The following is a 17,707-nucleotide window of genomic DNA, read 5'->3' on the forward strand; positions in this document are numbered from 1 at the left end:
CGGATTGGATGCATGGCACAAGGAACCTGTTCCAGTCTCTTGCGCCCGTCCGCCGTTCCGGTGCGTCGAACGAGGAGGCTGCAAGTGCCGCAGGAGCCGCCGCAGGAGAACCCCGACCGCGTGGCCTGGCGCGACCGCGTCCTCCCGCCCGCGCAGGACCTGGGCGGCGGGGTGTGGAGCATCCCCGTACCGATCCCGGACAACCCGCTGCGGTACACGCTCGTCTACCTGCTGGAGAGCGACCGCGGTCCGGTCCTGGTCGACACCGGCTGGGACGACCCGTCCGGACGCGAGATCCTCGCCGCCGGGGTCGCGGCCGCCGGGCACGCGATGTCCGACATCCACGGCATGCTGATCACCCATCACCACCCCGACCACCACGGGCTCTCCGCGCACGTGCGCGAGCTCTCCGGGGCCTGGATCGGCATGCACGCGGCGGAGGCCGCGGTGGTCCGGGCGGTCCGCGACATCCCCTCGGAGGTCTGGATCGGACGGATGACCCGGAGCATGAGGGCGGCTGGGATCCCGCAGGAGCATCTCGACGGCCTGTCCTCCTGGGGCGACGACTCCGAGGGCGGCCCGGCGACGCTCGGCGCGGCCGTCCCCGACCGGGAGCTCGTGCACGGCGAGAGCGCGGGCGTCCCGGGGCGTGAGCTGCGGGTGATGTGGACGCCCGGCCACACGCCGGGCCACGTCTGCCTCTTCCTGGACGAGAAGCCGCGCACCCGGCTGCTCAGCGGCGACCATCTGCTGCCCACGATCACCCCGGTGGTCAGCCTCTATCCGGAGAACCCGCAGGACGAGCCGACCGATCCCCTCGGCGATTTCCTCGACTCCCTGGAGCGGATCGCCGCACTCGCTCCCGAGGAGGTCCTGCCCGCGCACCAGTACCGCTTCACGGACGCGCCGGGCCGGGTCCGCCAGTTGCTCGACCACCACGCCACGCGGCTGGCCGACCTGCACAGCCAGCTGCGCGACGAACCGCTGACGCTCTGGCAGGCGGCGCAAGGCATGCACTGGAACCGCCCCTGGGAGGAGCTGGGCTTCCTGGCCCGGCACCTGGCCGTCTCGGAGGCGGCGGCGCATTTGCGCAGACTGGTCAAGACGGGCCTGGCGGAGGCGGTCACGGACGAGGAGCCGATCCGCTACCACGCACGGTGAGCGCTAGGGTGTGGCTCGCGGCGTTGCTCCGCGCCGCGATCGGTGCCGCGTTCCATGCTCAGCGAAAGGCCTCACCCGCATGCACTCCGCCCTCCGCCCCGTCGTGACGGCGGCATGTGGTGTCGCCCTGTCGGCGTCCGTCGTGCTCGGCATCGCCGGGCCCGCGCTGGCCGCGCCGATGAACGGCTCGCCGATCTCCCCGACAACCGCCCCTGCGGCTGCGCCCACCACCGCGTCACCGTCCGCTGCGGCCTCCGCGCCCGCTGCGGCCTCCGCCTCCTCTTCGGCGCCGACCGCCACCGCCGGAACCGCCACCAGCCACCCCACCGCGCCGCAGAGCCCGAGCGCCCCCGCGTCGGCGTCCTCCGCCTCCCCGGCCCCAAGCAAGGGCAGCAGCGGCACCTCCCCGTGGCTGTTCTTTGCCGTGGTGCTGATCGCCAGCGTCGGTGCCGGACTCTTCATCAGCTACAGCCGCAGCAAGCGCTCCTGACCCGTCAGAGCAGCTCGGCCGTCTCCAACGCGAAAGCGAACGGCTCGGGCAGTTGCAGCGGCTCCCCGAACGGAACCGATACCCCCGACGCGTAGTCCTCCCCGGCGGGGTCGCTGTAGAGCAGCACCCGCGACTCGTCCCGATCGATGATCAGGTACAGCGGGATCGCCGCGCGAGCGTAACAGTGGCGTTTGACCGTCCGGTCGTCGGAGGGCCTGGTGCTGGTCACCTCGACCACCATCGCCACCCCGTCGGCATCCATCCAGGACGGCGCTCCACGGAAGATCCGCAGCTCGCGCGGAGCGAAGGTGATGTCGGGAATGACATGGTTCTTGGGGCAACCCCCACCGCTGGGCATGCGGAGCCCCTTCATGCCCGAGGCATCCATGCTCACCTTGGCGTAGGCCTGGATCTGCCGCATCACGGTGCTGATGCAGTCCTCGTGATCCCCGTCGGGCGTCGGAGACACAACGCAGGCGCCATCGACGAGCTCGGCCTTGCAACCCTCCAGAGTCTCCAGAGCGAGCAAGCCGTCGAACGTCGCAACGCTCACGAGCTGCTGCCTTGTCACAGCAGCTCGCCAGTGTCCAGCACGAAGCCGAACGGCGCCGGCAGCGGCAGCGGCTCGCCGAAGTCGACCGCGTAGCGGTCCACGTAGTCATCACCCTTGGGAAGGCTGTGCAGTACGACCTTGCCTTGTTCCCTGTCGACCAGCAGGTAAAGAGGGATGCCGCCACGGCCATAACAGTGGCGCTTCATCACCCGGTCCAGCGATGCTCTGAGGCTGGTGACCTCGACGACCATGGCCACCCCGTCGCAGCGCATCCACGAAGGCGCGCCTCGGAAGAGCCGAAGAGCCCGGGGCGCGAAGGTGATATCGGGAATCGCGTGGTTCTTTGGGCAGGGCCCGCCCCTCGGCAACAACAGCCCCGTGTTCCCGGACTGCTGCATCGGCACGTTCGAATCCCGGTAGACGCGGAACGCGATCTGGTCGATGGCGTCCTGGTGATCCCCGTCCGGCGCGGGCGACACGATGATCTCCCCCTCGATGAGCTCGGCCTTGAAGCCCTCCGGGGTTTCCAGAGCGAGGAAGCTCTCCAGCAGGAGCTCCTCAGGTGTCGGCATCGCCTCGTGCGCCATACAAGCCATGGTCCACCCCCTCGGTGTTCACGACCACCCTTACGCACTGTGGCGGGGCGTGCCGGAGAGTCAGGAAGTCTTCACTCGAACGAGTTCGAAGACAGCTGGGCGTCCAGGATCCGGGCCCAGTGACGCACGATGCGCGCACGGCGGGCGCCGTCGTCGCTGAGGATGTCGGCGAGGCCGAGGCCGCGGGCCATGTCCAGGGTGGCCTGGACGGTTTCGCGGACGCCCGGGTGGGACTCGTCCGCGCCGAGGAGGGCGACGGCGGTGTGGTGGGTCTCGCGGCCGACGCGGGACTCCAGTTCGAGGACGCGCGGGCGGAGCTGGTCGTCGGTGCTGACCGCGACCCAGAGCTGCAGGGCGGCGCGGAAGAGCGGGCCGGTGTAGAGGTCGACCAGCATCCGCACCACGGCCTCGGTGCGGTTCGGCCCCCGGGCCGGCAGCGCGGCGGCGGCCGACTCCAGCACTGCGTGACGCTGGACCGCGACGTGTTCCACGGCCGCGGTGAACAGGTCCTCGCGGGTCGGGAAGTGGTGCTGGGCCGCACCGCGCGAGACCCCGGCGCGCTCGGCGACCACGGCCACCGTGCTGCCGGTCCAGCCCACCTCGGCGAGGCAGTCGACGGCCGCCTCCAGCAGGCGCTGCCGGGTGACCCTGCTCCGGTCCTGCTTGGGGGCGCGGGCAGGGGTGGAGGCAGGGGCGGGGGCGACTGGTTGTGGCGACACGGCTGATTCCTTTCCGTGCAGAACTCTAGACGCCCCCGCCCGAGCGGACTCGCGGCGTCCGCTCAGTAGGACTGCCGCTCCGCAGGACTGCTGCTCCGCAGGGCTGCCGCTCAGTAGGACTTCGGCAGGCCGAGCGTGTGCTGGGCGACGTAGTTGAGGATCATCTCCCGGCTGACCGGCGCGATCCGCCCGACCCGGACCCCGGCGACCAGCGTCGCCAGGCCGTACTCGGACGTCAGGCCGTTGCCGCCCAGCGTCTGCACCGCCTGGTCCACGCTGCGGACCGCCGCCTCCGCAGCCGCGTACTTGGCCATGTTGGCGGCCTCGCCCGCGCCGAGGTCGTCGCCCGCGTCGTAGAGGAAGGCGGCCTTCTGCATCATCAGCCGGGCCAGCTCCAGCTCGATGCGGACCTGGGCCAGCGGGTGGGCCAGGCCCTGGTGCGCGCCGATGGGCGTCTTCCAGACGGTCCGCTCCTTGGCGTAGTCGACCGCGCGGTCCAGCGCGAACCGGGCCATGCCGGTCGAGTACGCGGCGGCCATGATCCGCTCCGGGTTGAGGCCCGCGAAGAGTTGCAGCAGGCCCGCGTCCTCGTCACCGATCAACGCGTCGGCGGGGAGCCGGACATCGTCCAGGAAGAGCTGGAACTGCCGCTCGGGCATGTGCAGTTCCATCTCGATCGGCCGGTACTCGAAGCCGGGCGCGTCACGCGGGACCACGAAGAGCGCCGGCTTGAGCTTGCCGGTACGGGCGTCCTCGGTGCGGCCGACGATCAGCGTCGCGTCGCTGGCGTCCACACCGGAGATGAAGACCTTGCGGCCGGTGAGCAGCCAGTCCGAGCCGTCGCGGCGCGCGGTGGTGGTCAGGCGGTGCGAGTTGGAGCCGGCGTCGGGCTCGGTGATGCCGAAGGCCATCCGGACGCTGCCGTCGGCGAAGCCGGGCAGCCAGCGCTGCTTCTGCTCCTCGGCGCCGAAACGGGCGATGATGCTGCCGCAGATCGCCGGTGTGACCACCAACATCAGCAACGGGCAGCCCGCGGTGCCGAGTTCCTCCAAGACGATGGCGAGCTCCTGCATGCCCGCGCCGCCACCGCCGTACTCGGCGGGCAGGTTGACGCCGAGGAAGCCCAGCTTGCCCGCCTCGCGCCAGAGTTCCTCCGGGATGCGGTGCTCCTTGCCGCAGGAGAGCAGGTAGTCGAGGCCGTAGCGGGCGCCGAGCGCGCGCACCGCGGCGCGCAGGTCGCGGCGCTCCTCGGACTCGACGAAGGTGCTTTCGTAGGTGCTTGCCGACGCGGTCATGGCTGCGGGGTCCCCTCCTCCGGGGTCATGTCCGGGGTCTTGTTGCTGCCTGTGGATATCTGTTCCTCGCCCGACCCGCCGGGTTCGCCGATCACGGCGAGCAGCGCGCCGGTGTCGACCTGCTGGCCGACGACCGCGCGCAGTTCGGTGACCGTGCCGTCCGCCGGGGCGGTGACCTTGTGCTGCATCTTCATCGCCTCCAGCCAGAGCAGCGGCTGCCCGGCCGTGACACGGTCGCCGACGGCCGCCTCGACGCGGACGACCGTGCCCGGCATCGGCGCGAGCAGCGATCCGGCCGCCGCCTCCAGGCTCGGGTCCGGGAAGCGGGGAAGCTCGTTCAACGCGACCGCGCCGAGCGGCGAGTCGACGTGGACCAGCGCCTCGCCGTAGCGGGCGACGGCGAACGTCCGCCGCACGCCCTCGACTTCGAGCACGACGCGGTCCTGCGCCGAGGAGACGAGCGCGACGCCGGGGTGCGCCTCGGCGCGCAGGCCGTCCCGGGTCAGGCGGTAGCGGACCTCCTGCTCGCCGCCGTCCACCCCGGCCACGGCGTAGCGCTTGACCTGCGGATGCGCGGGCACGTTGCGCCAGCCCCCGGCGATCGGCGTGCGCCGTTCCGCCGCGTCGGCCAGCGCTGCCGCCAGCGCGGAGACCGCGACGGCGTCCTTGTCGGCAGCCGCGGGCCCGCCCTCGGGAGGGTTGCGGGTGAGGAACGCCGTGTCGACGCGACCGGCGAGGAACTCCGGGTGCCGCAGCACCCGGACCAGCAGGTCGCGGTTGGTGGTGAGCCCGTGGACGCGGGCGCGGCTCAGCGCTCCCGCCAGGCGACGCGCGGCCTCGGTGCGGGTCGGGGCCCAGGCGATGACCTTGGCGAGCATCGCGTCGTAGTGGACGCCGACGGCGCTGCCCGGCTCGATGCCCGCGTCCAGCCGCAGGCCGGCCTTCTCCCCGGCCCGCGGCGGAGCGAACCGGGCGCCCACGCCGGGCAGTTCGATGCGCTCGACGGTCCCGATCTGCGGCTGCCAGTCGCGCGCCGGGTCCTCGGCGTAGAGGCGCACCTCGATGGCGTGGCCCTGCGGTGCGGGCGGCTCGGCCGACGGCAGCTGCCCGCCCTCGGCGACCAGCAGCTGCAGCGCGACCAGGTCCAGCCCGGTGACGCACTCGGTGACCGGATGCTCCACCTGCAGCCGGGTGTTCATCTCCAGGAAGTAGAACCGCCCGTCCGGCGCGAGCAGGAACTCGGCCGTGCCCGCGCCGACGTAGCCGATGGCGCGGGCCGCCGCGCGGGCGGCCTCGTGCAGCCGGTCACGGGTGTCCTCGGCGAGCAGCGGAGCGGGGGCCTCCTCGACGACCTTCTGGTGGCGGCGCTGGATCGAGCAGTCGCGCTCACCGACCGCCCAGACGGTGCCGTGGGCGTCGGCAAGCAGCTGCACCTCGACATGGCGGCCGGTCTCGACATACGGCTCGCAGAACACCTCGTCGCTGCCGAAGGCGGCTGCCGCCTCGGCCCGCGCCGCCGCCAACTCCAATTCCAGCAGCCCCAGTTCGCGGACCACGCGCATGCCACGTCCGCCGCCGCCCGCCGCCGCCTTGACCAGCAGCGGCAGGTCCGCCTCCGTCAGCTCGCCCGGCGCGGCAGCCGTCAGCACGGGGACGCCGGCCGCGGCCATCAACTCCTTGGCGCGGGTCTTGACGCCCATCGCCGCGATCGCGGACGGCGCCGGGCCGATCCAGACCAGCCCGGCGTCCAGCACGGCCTGCGCGAACTCGGCGTTCTCGGACAGGAATCCGTAGCCGGGGTGGATCGCGTCCGCACCGGCGGCCCGGGCGGCGGCGATGACCAGGTCGCCGCGCAGATAGGTGTCGGCGGGCGCGGCGCCCGGCAGGCGGACGGCGGCGTCGGCCTCGCGGGCGTGCGGCGCGTCGGCGTCCGGGTCGGAGAAGACCGCGACCGTGGCGATGCCCAGATCGCGGCAGGTGCGGAAGATCCGCCGGGCGATCTCGCCCCGGTTGGCCACCAGCACGGAGCCGATCACGGCGTCCACGGTGTCCACAGCATTCCCTTTCGGTGCACGGTTGTCGGTCACGGGGCTCACATCCGGAAGACGCCGTAGCCGCCGCGTGCGCCCTGGATCGGCGCACTGTGCACGGCGGAGAGGCAGAGGCCGAGGACGGTCCGGGTGTCGCGCGGGTCGATCACGCCGTCGTCGTAAAGGCGGCCGGAGAGGAACATCGGCAGCGACTCCGACTCGATCTGCTGCTCCACCATGGCGCGCAGACCGGCGTCGGCCTCCTCGTCGTAGGCCTGGCCGCGCGACGTCGCCGCCGCTCGGGCGACGATCGAGAGCACCCCGGCCAGCTGCTGCGGCCCCATCACCGCCGACTTGGCACTGGGCCAGGCGAAGAGGAAGCGCGGGTCGTACGCCCGCCCGCACATCCCGTAGTGGCCCGCGCCGTAGGAGGCGCCGACCAGCACGGACAGGTGCGGGACGCGGGAGTTGGAGACCGCGTTGATCATCATCGCGCCGTGCTTGATGATGCCGCCCTGCTCGTACTCGCGCCCGACCATGTAGCCGGTGGTGTTGTGCAGGAACAGCAGCGGAATGTCCCGCTGGTTGGCCCACTGGATGAACTGGGCGGCCTTCTGGGCCTCCTGACTGAACAACACCCCCTGGGCGTTGGCCAGGATCCCGACCGGGTAGCCGTGGATCCGCGCCCAACCGGTCACCAGGCTCGGCCCGTAGAGCGGCTTGACCTCGTCGAACTCCGAGCCGTCCACGACGCGCGCGATCACCTCGCGCGGGTCGAACGGCTGCCGCAGGTCAGCGGGGACGATACCGAGCAGCTCCTCCTCGTCGTACTTCGGCGGCTCGACCAGGCCGTGGGAACCGTGCGCGTCGACCGACGGTCCCGGCCCCTGCTTGCGCCACTCCAGCCGGGCGACGATCTGCCGTGCGCGGTGCAGCGCGTCGGCCTCGTCGACGGCGAAGTGGTCGGCCAGTCCGGAGACGCGGGCGTGCATCCGCGCGCCGCCGAGCGACTCGTCGTCGCTCTCCTCGCCAGTCGCCATCTTGACCAGCGGCGGACCGCCGAGGAAGACCTTGGACCGCTCGTCGATCATCACCACGTGGTCCGACATCCCGGGCACGTACGCGCCGCCCGCCGTCGAGTTGCCGAAGACGACGGCGATGGAGGGGATCCCGGCGGCGGAGAGGCGGGTCAGGTCGCGGAAGAGCGCGCCACCCGGAATGAAGATCTCCTTCTGGCTGGGGAGATCCGCGCCGCCCGACTCGACCAGGTTGACCAGCGGCAACCGGTTCTCCAGCGCGATCTGGTGGCAGCGCAGCGCCTTCTTCAACGTCCACGGATTGCTGGCGCCGCCGCGCACGGTCGGGTCGTTGGCGGTGATCAGGCACTCGGTGCCGGAGATCCGCCCGATGCCGGTGACCATGCCCGCGCCGACCGGGTACTCGGTCCCCCAGGCAGCCAGCGTGGAGAGTTCGAGGAACGGCGTGTCCGGGTCCAGCAGCAGCTCGATCCGCTCGCGCGGCAGCATCTTGCCGCGCCTGCGGTGCCGCTCCACGTACTTTTGCCCGCCCCCGGCCACGGCCTTGGCCTGTTCGGCGTCGAGCTCGGCCAACTTGTCGAGCATCGCCGCTCGGTGCGCGGCGAACTCCGCGCTGCTCGGGTCGACGCTGGTCGAGAGAACGGTCACAGGAGGACCTCCGGGATGTCCAGGTGCCGCGAGCGGAGCCACTCGCCGAGCGCCTTGGCCTGCGGGTCGAATCGGGCACGGGAGGCGACGCCGTCGCCGAGGATGCCCTCGACGGTGAAGTTGAGCGCGCGCAGGTTCGGCAGCACGGTCCGGGACACGGCCAACCCGGAGGTCTCGGGCAGCAGTTCCTTCAACCGCTCGACGGTGAGGGTGTGCGCGAGCCAGCGCCACCCGTCGTCGGTGCGGGCCCAGACGCCGATGTTGGCACTGCCACCCTTGTCGCCGCTGCGCGCGCCGACGACGTGGCCGAGCGGCGCGCGCCGGTTCGCCGCGCGGACGGCGGGATCCAGCGGCGTCGGCAGCCCGCACTCGGGCACCGGCTCCAATGCTCGCGCGGCGGCCGCGGGTTCGACGGCGATGCGACTGCCGTCCGGCAGCGCGGCCGTGTGCGCGACCTCGGCCGGATCGGCGGTCAGCGCCTCGAAGATGCCGTAGGGCGTGCCCTTGTCCGGCGGCGCGGTGAGGTGGAAGCCGGGGTATCCGGCCAGCGCCAGCTCGACGGGCGCGGCGGCGACCGCACGGGAGACGAGCTTGGCGTCCGGATCGCGAACGGTCAGCCGCAGCAGCGCACTTGCCTGCTCCTCCGTGGCGGCGTCGGCGTGGTCGGTGCGGGCGAGGGTCCAACGCAGATGCTCGGGCTGCTGCTTGCCGAGCGAGTCGAGCGTGTCCGCAAGTTGACTCCTCATCAGCTCGGCCTTGGCGTCGATGTCCAGGCCGGTCAGCACGAAGACCGCCTCACCGATCCAGCCGCCGAGCCGGTTGACGCCGACCTTGAGCGTGGGCGGCGGGGCCTCGCCCCGCACGCCGGAGATCCGGACCCGGTCGGGGCCGTCGGCGGCCAGGGCCACGGTGTCCAGGCGCGCGGTGACGTCGGGTCCCGCGTAGCGGGCGGGGCCGGTCTCGTAAAGGAGTTGGGCGGTGACGGTCTCGGGCGTGACCGCACCACCGGTGCCGGGATGCTTGGTGACGACCGCCGATCCGTCGGCGTGGATCTCCGCCAACGGAAAGCCGGGACGTTCGCCGCCGCGCAGCACCTCCTGGAAGAAGGAGAAGTTACCGCCGGTCGCCTGCGTCCCGCACTCCAGCACATGCCCGGCGACCACCGCACCGGCGAGCCGGTCCCAGTCCTCCCGCGCCCACCCGAAGTGCGCCGCGGCCGATCCGCTGACCAGCGCGGCGTCGGTGACCCGGCCGGTGACCACGACGTCCGCGCCCGCGTTCAGGCAGGCGGTGATCCCCCACCCGCCGAGGTAGGCGTTGGCCGCCAGTGCGTCCGGCCGTTCGGCACGGACGGTGGCGAGGACGTCGTCGCCCTCGACGTGCGCGATCCGCGCCTGCGACAGCCCGAGCCGCTCGGCGAGTTCACGCATCCGGTCGGCCAGTCCGGCGGGGTTGAGGCCGCCGGCGTTGACGACGATGCGGACGCCCCGGTCGAGGGCCAGGCCGAGGCACTCCTCCATCTGCCGCAGAAAGGTCCGGGCGTAGCCGAGGGAGGGGTCCTTTTGCCGGTCCCGGCCGAGGATCAGCATGGTCAACTCGGCGAGATAGTCCCCGGTCAGCACGTCCAGCGGCCCACCGGTCAGCATCTCCCGCACGGCGTCGAACCGGTCCCCGTAGAACCCGGACGCGTTCCCGACGCGCAGGATCGAATCGGACACCTCATGCCCCTTCCGCATTCCGCCTCCGCGGCGGCACCGAACGCGACGGAGCCAGCCTGGCAGGCGGGCAAGAAACAATCAAGCATGATTGCTTTATTCGGTCCGCAGAAAACGGGCGGCGCCCCGCACGCGCGGGACACCGCCCAGAACAAGCCCTACCGAGCCGCGCCAAGCCCTGCCAAGGCCCGCCAAGCCCTGCAAGCCCTGCCAAGTCCTGACGAGCAGGCGGCCTTCAGAGCCGCTGGATGATCGTCCCCGTCGCCAGCGCGCCGCCCGCGCACATCGTCACCAGGGCGAACTCCTTGCCGCTGCGCTCCAGTTCGTGCAGGGCCGTGGTGATCAGCCGGGCGCCGGTACAGCCGACGGGGTGGCCGAGGGCGATGGCGCCGCCGTTTACGTTGACCTTCTCCATGTCGGCCTTCATCACCTGGGCCCAGGACAGCACAACGGACGCGAAGGCCTCGTTGATCTCGACGATGTCGATGTCCTTGAGCGACATCCCCGCCTTGCCCAGCACCGCGCGCGTCGCGTCGATCGGGCCGTCGAGGTGGTAGTGCGGGTCGGAGCCGACCAGCGCCTGGGCGATGATCCGCGCCCGGGGCGTGAGCCCGAGCGCCCGCGCCGCACGTCGTGACGCCCACATCACGGCGGCCGAACCGTCGGATATCTGCGAGGAGTTGCCCGCCGTGTGGATCGCGTTCGGCAGTACGGACTTGAGGCCGCCCAGACCTTCCATCGACGTGTCGCGCAAGCCCTCGTCGTGGTCGAAGAGACGCCACATGCCCTGGCCCGCGGCCTGCTCCGCCTCCGTGGTCGGGACCTGGACCGCGTAGGTCTCGCGCTTGAACCGCTCCTCCGCCCAGGCCTGCGCGGCGCGCTGCTGGGAGAGGACGCCCAGCGCGTCCACGTCCGCCCGGGTCAACCCGCGGTGGCGGGCGATGCGTTCGGCGGCCTCGAACTGGTTGGGCAGGTCGACGTTCCACTCCTCGGGGAACGGCCTCCCGTTGCCGCCCGCCGAGCCCGAGCCCAGCGGGACGCGGGACATGGACTCGACTCCGCAGGCCACGCCGACGTCGACGGCGCCTGCCGCGATCATGTTGTGGACCATGTGGTTGGCCTGCTGCGAGGAGCCGCACTGGCAGTCCACCGTGGTCGCCGGAACCTCGTAGGGCAGTCCCATGGCCAGCCACGCGTTGCGGGCCGGGTTCATCGACTGCTCGCCGGCGTGGGTCACCGTTCCGCTGACGATCTGCTCGACCACGTCCGGCTGCACGCCGGTACGGGCCAGCAGTTCACGGAAGGTCTCGCCGAGTAGATAGGCGGGGTGCAGGTTGGCGAGTGCGCCTCCCCGCTTCCCGATAGGGGTCCGTACTGCCTCGACGATGACGGGCTCAGCGGCCATGAGCAGTCCCTCCCGACTGGGCCAAGAACTGATACTCGTTCTAGTTCTGTCGACCTTTCTATTCGCCCCGGAGCCCCCGCGCAAGGCCCTTGCATCCACTAGAACGTGTTACTACCGTCGAGTGGAGATCTGACGGTACGTCAGAGCTCGGTTCAGCGTTGACCGCACCGTTCGCCCCGTTTCAGACCCCGCCCCGTTTCGGACCGCCCCGTTTCGGACGGTGCGTCAGGCCCAGCCCAGGAGGCCCGAGATGTCCTGCCCGGCCCTGCACGACGGATTCGACCCCACCGATCCGGAAGTCAACCAGGCGGCCGTGCCGCTGCCGGAGTTCGCGGAGCTGCGCCGCACCGCGCCCGTCCGCTGGATCCCGCAGGCCGACGGGACGGCCGGTTTCGACGACGGCGGCTACTGGGCGGTGACCCGGCACGCCGACGTCAAGGAGGTCTCTACCCACCCCGAAACCTTCTCCTCCAGCACCAACACCGCGATCATCCGCTTCCACCCGTCGATCCAGCGCGACGCGATCGACAGCCAGCGGCTGATCATGCTGAACATGGACCCGCCCGAGCACACCCGACTCCGCTCGATCGTGCAGCGCGGCTTCACCCCCCGCGCCATCAACGCGCTCCAGGACACGCTGCGGGACCGTGCCGAGCGGATCGTCCACAGCGCGGTCAAGGAGGGGACCGGCGACTTCGTCGCCGACGTGGCCTGCGAGCTGCCGCTGCAGGCGATCGCCGAACTGATCGGCGTGCCGCAGCAGGACCGGGGCAAGATCTTCCACTGGACCAACACCATGGTCGGCTACGACGACCCCGAGCTCGCCATCTCCACGGAGAAGGGGATGGAGTCCGCCGCCGAGCTGATGATGTACGCGATGGGCATGGCCGAGGAACGCAAGGGCTGTCCGGCAGACGACATCGTCACCAAGCTGGTCAACGCCTCCGGCCAGGGCAACCTCAACTCCGACGAGTTCGGCTTCTTCGTCCTGGTGCTGGCGGTGGCCGGGAACGAGACCACCCGAAACGCCACCAGCCACGGCATGCACGCGATGCTGACCCACCCCGACCAGTGGGAGCTCTACAAGGAGCGCCGTCCGCAGACCGCCGCCGACGAGATCGTCCGCTGGGCGACCCCGGTCATCTCCTTCCAGCGCACCGCCACCCAGGACACCGAACTGGGCGGGCAGCAGATCCGCGCCGGACGGCGGGTCGGCATCTTCTACGCCTCGGCCAACAACGACGAGGAGGTCTTCGCCGACCCGCGGACCTTCGACATCCTGCGCGACCCCAACCCGCACCTGGGCTTCGGCGGTGGCGGTCCGCACTTCTGCCTCGGCGCCAACCTGGCCCGGCTGGAGATCGACCTGATCTTCAACGCCATCGCCGACGCCATGCCGAACATCCGGCTCACCGGCGAACCGCGCCGGCTGCGCTCGCCGTGGCTGAACGGGATCAAGCGGCTCGACGTCCAGTACGCGTGACCGCTCGCGCGGCCGCACCAGCCCCGAACCAGCCCCGGAACCCGCCCCGAACGGGTGAGCGCCCCGGCCCTCACCCGTTCGGGGCAGCCAGGGCGCAGCGCGGACGGCGCGCTGGTACGTCTTGGGCATGGCCCAGCAGCAGGCAACAGACGCCGTCCAGGGTGGTCCCGCGCCGATCGACGAGAGTCCGCGGCGGGTACGGCTGGTGTTCCTCGGCGTGATGCTGGGCATGTTCCTGGCCGCGCTCGACCAGACCATCGTCTCCACCGCACTGCCGACCATCGTCGGCGACCTCGGCGGCGCCAACCACCTCTCCTGGGTGGTCACCGCCTACATGCTGGCGGCCACCGCCACCACGCCGCTCTGGGGGAAGCTCGGCGACCTCTTCGGGCGCAAGGGCGTCTTCATCATCTGCATCGTCATCTTCCTGATCGGCTCGGCGCTGTGCGGACAGTCCCGCAACATGACCGAGCTGATCGCGTTCCGCGCCCTCCAGGGCCTGGGCGGCGGCGGGCTGATGGTGCTGGCCATGGCCGTCATCGCCGACGTCGTCCCGCCACGCGAACGCGGGCGCTACCAGGGCGTGATCGGCGCCGTCTTCGGGGTCTCGTCGGTGGTCGGACCGCTGCTGGGCGGGTTCCTGGTCGACAACCTCAACTGGCGCTGGGTCTTCTACGTCAACCTACCGGTCGGCGTGGTCGCGCTCTTCGTCATCGCGACCGCGCTGCACGCCAAGAAGCCGGAGGGCCGGCCCAGCATCGACTACGTCGGCACGGTGCTGCTGGCCGCCGCGTCCACCTGCCTGGTGCTGATCACCAGCCTGGGCGGGCAGACCTGGGCGTGGAACTCGGTGGAGGTCTGGGGCCTCGGCATCGGCGCGGTCGTGCTGATCGGGGCGTTCATCCTGGTCGAGCAGCGGGTGACGGAGCCGGTGCTGCCGCTGCGGCTGTTCCGGAACCGGATCTTCACCGTCTGCTCGGGGATGGGCTTCATCATCGGCCTGTGCATGTTCGGGGCGCTGTCGTACATCCCGCTGTACATGCAGGTCGTCAACGGCAACTCGCCCACGCAGTCCGGGCTGCGGCTGCTGCCGATGATGGCGGGCGTGCTGATCACCTCGATCGGCACCGGACAGCTGATCAGCAGGACCGGGCGCTACAAGCTCTACCCGATCCTGGGTACCGCGCTGACCTGCGTCTCCCTGGTGCTGCTCGCGCAGGTGGACGAGAAGACCAGCGCGACCGTGATGGGCGCCTACATGCTGATCCTCGGCCTCGGCCTGGGCCTGGTGATGCAGGTGCTGATCATCGCGGTGCAGAACTCGACCGACTTCGCCGACCTGGGCACGGCCACCTCGGGCGTGACCTACTTCCGGTCCATCGGCGGCTCGTTCGGCGCGTCGATCTTCGGGACGGTGCTCAACAACCAGCTGAACTCGAAGATCACCCACGCGCTCGCCGACGGGACGCTCTCGCCGCGGTTCCCGGTGAAGCAGGTGCTGGCCGACCCGACGCTCGTGCAGAAGGCGACACCCGCGCAGAAGGCGATCTACGACCCGTTCCTGCACCTGTTCGCGATTTCGCTGCAGACCGTCTACCTGGTCGCGGCCGGGATCGCGGTGATCGGCTTCGTGCTGTCGCTGTTCCTGCGCGAGGTGCCGCTGCGCACCGCGACCCGCACCGGCGGGCAGGGCGAGGCCGCCGGGCCGCCCACGTTCCGCACCTCGGCCGAGGAGATCGAGGGCATGATCACCCGGCTCTCCAGCCGGGAGAACATCTGGGAACGCTACGGCCGCGCCATCGACCGGGCCGGTGTCGACATCTCCGTCCCGCAGGCCTACGGCCTGTTCCGGCTCCACCACGCGGGCCCGATCACCCAGGACCAGATCTGCGCCCGGCTCAAGATCACCCCTGACGAGATCCGGCCCAAGCTGGACGCGATGGTCGCCTCCGGCCGCGTCCAGGAGGACCAGAACGGAGTGCTGACGCTGACCGCGAGCGGCAGGGACGTCATCGACAAACTCTGCACCGCGCGAGTGGCCCAGCTCAGCAAGAAGCTCGAGGGCTACTCCCCCGAGCAGCACGCGGAGCTGGCCTCGATGCTCCGGGTGCTGGCCGACGACTCCCTCGACGCACCGGGTCGGATGCTGAGCGACTGACGGCGCATCCGCACGAGCGGCTTCTGGCATTCGTCCCGGTATCGCCTGCGGACCCGGCTAAGTGGATGCTTTTCGGCCACTTTCCCGGGTTCGCAGCGTCCGAATGATGCTGCATAATCGGCGCGACCGACGCGCGGGCCGGTGCGTCAGGGTGGGTGGCGAGCTGGGGGTGTGATGACGTTTCCGCCGCACGACGGGAACAACGGGAGCAACGACGAGACGACGGTGCTGCCGCCGATCGACGGTGCCCCTGAGCTGGTGCGCCCTTACGTCCAGGCGGTGGAGTCGGAGTCGGCGGCGCAGTGGGAGCCGACACCGGAGCCCGAGCCGGAGCCGGAGACCGCACCGGAACCCGAGACCGCCCCGGATCCGGTTGCTGCCGAGCTCGAGCCGGTTGCTGCCGAGCCGGGCGGCGCGACGGCGGTGCTGCCCGCACCCGACGCCCGCCCCCGCGAGGCGCGGGGCGGTGGCCGCAAGGGCTGGGCCCTGGCCGGTGGGGCGTTGCTGCTGATCGTCGCCGGAACCGGCGCCGCGCTGCTGACCCAGCCGTCCGGCAGCAGTCCGACCGCGAGCACGTCGCCGAGCCGGACGGTCGCCTCGCCGTCCGTCACCGCCTCCGTGTCGGCGTCGGCGTCCGTCTCCGCGAGCCCGACACCCTCGCACAGCGCGAGCCCCGGCCCGAGTGCCAAGCCCAGCCCGACGGTCCCGCCGACGCCGAAGCCCTCCCCGTCCACGACGCGGCCGAGCCCCTCGCCCAGCCCCTCCAAGACGCCGGGCGTGGGCGCCACCCTCCAACTGGGTTCGACCGGGCCCGCCGTGGTGACGCTCCAGCAGGACCTGCGCGCACTGTGGATCGACCGCGGCCTGAACGCCAGCGGCGACTACGACCAGCGCACGGAGCAGGACGTCGCGTCGTTCCAGGTCTGGTACGGCGTGCAGGGCGACCCGTCCGGTGTCTACGGGCCCAACTCGCAGGCAAAGATGGCCCAGTTGATGGCGTCGAGGGGCAACAAGAGCGGGGGCCGGACCAACGGCGGTTAGCCGGTCAGCCGGTGATCGCCCCGGCGATGCTGATGCCGGCCAGGACCAGCATGATCACCGCGGCGACGCGGGTGATCACGCTCAGCGGGACGTGCTTCATCAGCTTCTGCCCGCCGACGATCGCGAGGCCGCCGACCGCGCAGAGGGCGAGCCAGGAGCCGAGGCCGACGGCGAGCCAATCGGTGTACTTGGCGGCCAGGTTGGCGGTCATGATCTGGGTCAGGTCGCCGAACTCCGCGAGCGCGACGATCGCGAAGCTCGTGCCTGCGACGCGCCAGAAGCTGTCCGACTTCGGGTCGCGTCCGGAACCCTCGTCCTCCTCCTCGTCCTTGTGGAACAGCAGCATCGCGGCGCCGAGCACGAAGAGACCGCCGACCACGCCCTCCAGCGCGCGGTGCGGCAGCAGCGACAGCAGCCGACCGGCGACCAGGGCCAGGCTGACTTGAACGGCCATCGCCGCCGCGACCCCGGCGAAGACGTAGGAGGCACGGAAGCGGGTGCCGAGCACCAGGCTGGCCAGGGCGGTCTTGTCGGGGAGCTCGGCCAGGAAGATCACACCGAAGGTGATACCGGCGACGGCGATGCTGCTCACGGAGGACGTCCTCGGGTTGGTTCGGCGCCGGGCCTCCGGCCCACGGCTGCGGGGACGCTTCGGCTCGGCAGCGCGCATGGGTATGACGGGCTGCGGCCGAAGGTCTCGCCGACGCGTCCACCCGCGCGAACTGCGCGACGAACATGTCCCGGGCGCCGGGCGAGCGGTGAGGCTCGCCAGTATGTCGACGGTCCGGCGGAAGGCTACTCCCCTTCGAACGGGGTCGAGTCTACCTGGAGCGCCGTGCGCCGAGGGAACGGCTTAGCCGTGTCCTGCGTCCCGGTCTGTGTAAGGTCTGAATAAGTCTCATTGTCGGACTGCAATCTCAACGGGGGATAACGATGGCTGCCACCACTCACCGCGTCCGCTCCGCCGCCCTCCTCGCCGTCGGCTCGGCCGTGCTGGCGGGCTCGGTGCTCGCCGGGACGGGCACCGCCTACGCGAAGTCCGGGGCGTACGTCTCCGCCGGGACCCCGGTGCTGCGGATCGGGCAGAGCGCGCAGGTCACCGCGAGCGGCGGGGACGACGCGGTCCGGTACACCTACCTCTGCCTGGACGAGCGGGCCGGCGGCAGCGGGTGGCACGTGCTCGGGTGCGCCGCACAGCCGTGGCACGACTACACCCGGTCGGTCCGCGCCACGTCGCGCGGAGCGGAGCAGTTCCGCGCCCGCCTGCTGGCCCGCCGCACCCCGACGGGTCCGCTCTGGGTGGACCGCGTCTCGGGCACGGTCACCGTCCTGGTGCACTGAGCCCGCCGCACATCAGAGCCTTCTCGACGCGGGAC

The 17,707-nt window shown here is 71.4% G+C and carries 15 protein-coding genes; 6 read left to right on the plus strand and 9 right to left on the minus strand.

Going from position 1 to position 17,707, the window contains the following annotated elements; all coding sequences use genetic code 11:
• The first annotated feature begins 84 nt into the window (after positions 1-84).
• Both ABH940_RS22155 and ABH940_RS22160 read left to right on the plus strand, forming a co-directional pair.
• Positions 85-1,161: an MBL fold metallo-hydrolase gene (locus tag ABH940_RS22155; RefSeq protein ID WP_370069432.1), complete on the plus strand. Its 1,077-nt coding sequence runs from the start codon at positions 85-87 to the stop codon at positions 1,159-1,161.
• A gap of 79 nt (positions 1,162-1,240) precedes the next feature.
• Positions 1,241-1,651 (plus strand): hypothetical protein, encoded by a 411-nt coding sequence (locus ABH940_RS22160; RefSeq protein WP_370106020.1) that lies wholly within the window; start codon positions 1,241-1,243, stop codon positions 1,649-1,651.
• A 4-nt stretch (positions 1,652-1,655) separates the two neighbouring features.
• Here ABH940_RS22160 and ABH940_RS22165 read toward each other — a convergent pair whose 3' ends face one another.
• The 8 genes from ABH940_RS22165 to ABH940_RS22200 all read right to left on the minus strand — a co-directional run bounded on the left by ABH940_RS22165 (position 1,656) and on the right by ABH940_RS22200 (position 11,649).
• Positions 1,656-2,204, minus strand: coding sequence for a Uma2 family endonuclease (locus tag ABH940_RS22165; RefSeq protein ID WP_370106021.1), 549 nt, complete (start codon positions 2,202-2,204; stop codon positions 1,656-1,658).
• A 14-nt stretch (positions 2,205-2,218) separates the two neighbouring features.
• Positions 2,219-2,791, minus strand: coding sequence for a Uma2 family endonuclease (locus ABH940_RS22170; protein WP_370069426.1), 573 nt, complete (start codon positions 2,789-2,791; stop codon positions 2,219-2,221).
• An 80-nt stretch (positions 2,792-2,871) separates the two neighbouring features.
• Complete coding sequence (locus ABH940_RS22175; protein ID WP_370069424.1) at positions 2,872-3,519, minus strand: TetR/AcrR family transcriptional regulator; 648 nt, start codon at positions 3,517-3,519, stop codon at positions 2,872-2,874.
• Positions 3,520-3,629: 110 nt separating this feature from the next.
• Entirely contained in the window at positions 3,630-4,814 is a 1,185-nt protein-coding gene (locus ABH940_RS22180) for an acyl-CoA dehydrogenase family protein (RefSeq protein WP_370069422.1), read from the minus strand.
• Positions 4,811-6,850 (minus strand): biotin carboxylase N-terminal domain-containing protein, encoded by a 2,040-nt coding sequence (locus tag ABH940_RS22185; protein WP_370069628.1) that lies wholly within the window; start codon positions 6,848-6,850, stop codon positions 4,811-4,813. Before ABH940_RS22185 ends, ABH940_RS22180 begins: the two co-directional genes overlap by 4 nt.
• Positions 6,851-6,906: 56 nt before the next feature.
• Complete coding sequence (locus tag ABH940_RS22190) at positions 6,907-8,529, minus strand: acyl-CoA carboxylase subunit beta (RefSeq protein ID WP_370069420.1); 1,623 nt, start codon at positions 8,527-8,529, stop codon at positions 6,907-6,909.
• Positions 8,526-10,265 (minus strand): acyclic terpene utilization AtuA family protein, encoded by a 1,740-nt coding sequence (locus tag ABH940_RS22195; protein WP_370069418.1) that lies wholly within the window; start codon positions 10,263-10,265, stop codon positions 8,526-8,528. The genes ABH940_RS22190 and ABH940_RS22195 overlap by 4 nt, the downstream gene beginning before the upstream one ends.
• A 214-nt stretch (positions 10,266-10,479) precedes the next feature.
• On the minus strand, positions 10,480-11,649 hold the full coding sequence (locus tag ABH940_RS22200) for a steroid 3-ketoacyl-CoA thiolase (protein WP_370106022.1): 1,170 nt from the start codon (positions 11,647-11,649) through the stop codon (positions 10,480-10,482).
• Between the two features lie 250 nt (positions 11,650-11,899).
• Here ABH940_RS22200 and ABH940_RS22205 point away from each other — a divergent pair, with 250 nt between their 5' ends.
• The 3 genes from ABH940_RS22205 to ABH940_RS22215 all read left to right on the plus strand — a co-directional run bounded on the left by ABH940_RS22205 (position 11,900) and on the right by ABH940_RS22215 (position 16,331).
• Entirely contained in the window at positions 11,900-13,132 is a 1,233-nt protein-coding gene (locus ABH940_RS22205; protein WP_370106023.1) for a cytochrome P450, read from the plus strand.
• A 127-nt stretch (positions 13,133-13,259) separates the two neighbouring features.
• Positions 13,260-15,290 (plus strand): MFS transporter, encoded by a 2,031-nt coding sequence (locus tag ABH940_RS22210; RefSeq protein ID WP_370069412.1) that lies wholly within the window; start codon positions 13,260-13,262, stop codon positions 15,288-15,290.
• A gap of 174 nt (positions 15,291-15,464) precedes the next feature.
• Positions 15,465-16,331 (plus strand): peptidoglycan-binding protein, encoded by an 867-nt coding sequence (locus ABH940_RS22215; protein ID WP_370069410.1) that lies wholly within the window; start codon positions 15,465-15,467, stop codon positions 16,329-16,331.
• A gap of 4 nt (positions 16,332-16,335) precedes the next feature.
• Here the strand turns inward: ABH940_RS22215 and ABH940_RS22220 are convergent, their stop codons facing one another.
• A complete protein-coding gene (locus ABH940_RS22220) occupies positions 16,336-16,923 on the minus strand; it encodes a TMEM165/GDT1 family protein (protein WP_370069408.1) in 588 nt (195 codons plus the stop codon).
• A gap of 341 nt (positions 16,924-17,264) precedes the next feature.
• Between ABH940_RS22220 and ABH940_RS22225 the strand changes: the two genes are divergently transcribed.
• A complete protein-coding gene (locus ABH940_RS22225) occupies positions 17,265-17,672 on the plus strand; it encodes a hypothetical protein (RefSeq protein WP_370069406.1) in 408 nt (135 codons plus the stop codon).
• The last annotated feature ends 35 nt before the right edge of the window (positions 17,673-17,707 follow it).

The organism is Streptacidiphilus sp. BW17, assembly GCF_041262485.1.
Classification (GTDB): Bacteria; Actinomycetota; Actinomycetes; order Streptomycetales; family Streptomycetaceae; genus Streptacidiphilus.

Bases quoted from the DNA above. Each gene is read 5' to 3' on its own strand.
- ABH940_RS22160 (WP_370106020.1), top strand. From the start codon at position 1,241: ATGCACTCCGCCCTCCGCCCCGTCGTGACGGCGGCATGTGGTGTCGCC.
- ABH940_RS22170 (WP_370069426.1), bottom strand. From the start codon at position 2,791: ATGGCGCACGAGGCGATGCCGACACCTGAGGAGCTCCTGCTGGAGAGC.
- ABH940_RS22180 (WP_370069422.1), bottom strand. From the start codon at position 4,814: ATGACCGCGTCGGCAAGCACCTACGAAAGCACCTTCGTCGAGTCCGAG.
- ABH940_RS22195 (WP_370069418.1), bottom strand. From the start codon at position 10,265: ATGCGGAAGGGGCATGAGGTGTCCGATTCGATCCTGCGCGTCGGGAAC.
- ABH940_RS22200 (WP_370106022.1), bottom strand. From the start codon at position 11,649: ATGGCCGCTGAGCCCGTCATCGTCGAGGCAGTACGGACCCCTATCGGG.
- ABH940_RS22205 (WP_370106023.1), top strand. From the start codon at position 11,900: ATGTCCTGCCCGGCCCTGCACGACGGATTCGACCCCACCGATCCGGAA.
- ABH940_RS22210 (WP_370069412.1), top strand. From the start codon at position 13,260: ATGGCCCAGCAGCAGGCAACAGACGCCGTCCAGGGTGGTCCCGCGCCG.
- ABH940_RS22215 (WP_370069410.1), top strand. From the start codon at position 15,465: ATGACGTTTCCGCCGCACGACGGGAACAACGGGAGCAACGACGAGACG.
- ABH940_RS22225 (WP_370069406.1), top strand. From the start codon at position 17,265: ATGGCTGCCACCACTCACCGCGTCCGCTCCGCCGCCCTCCTCGCCGTC.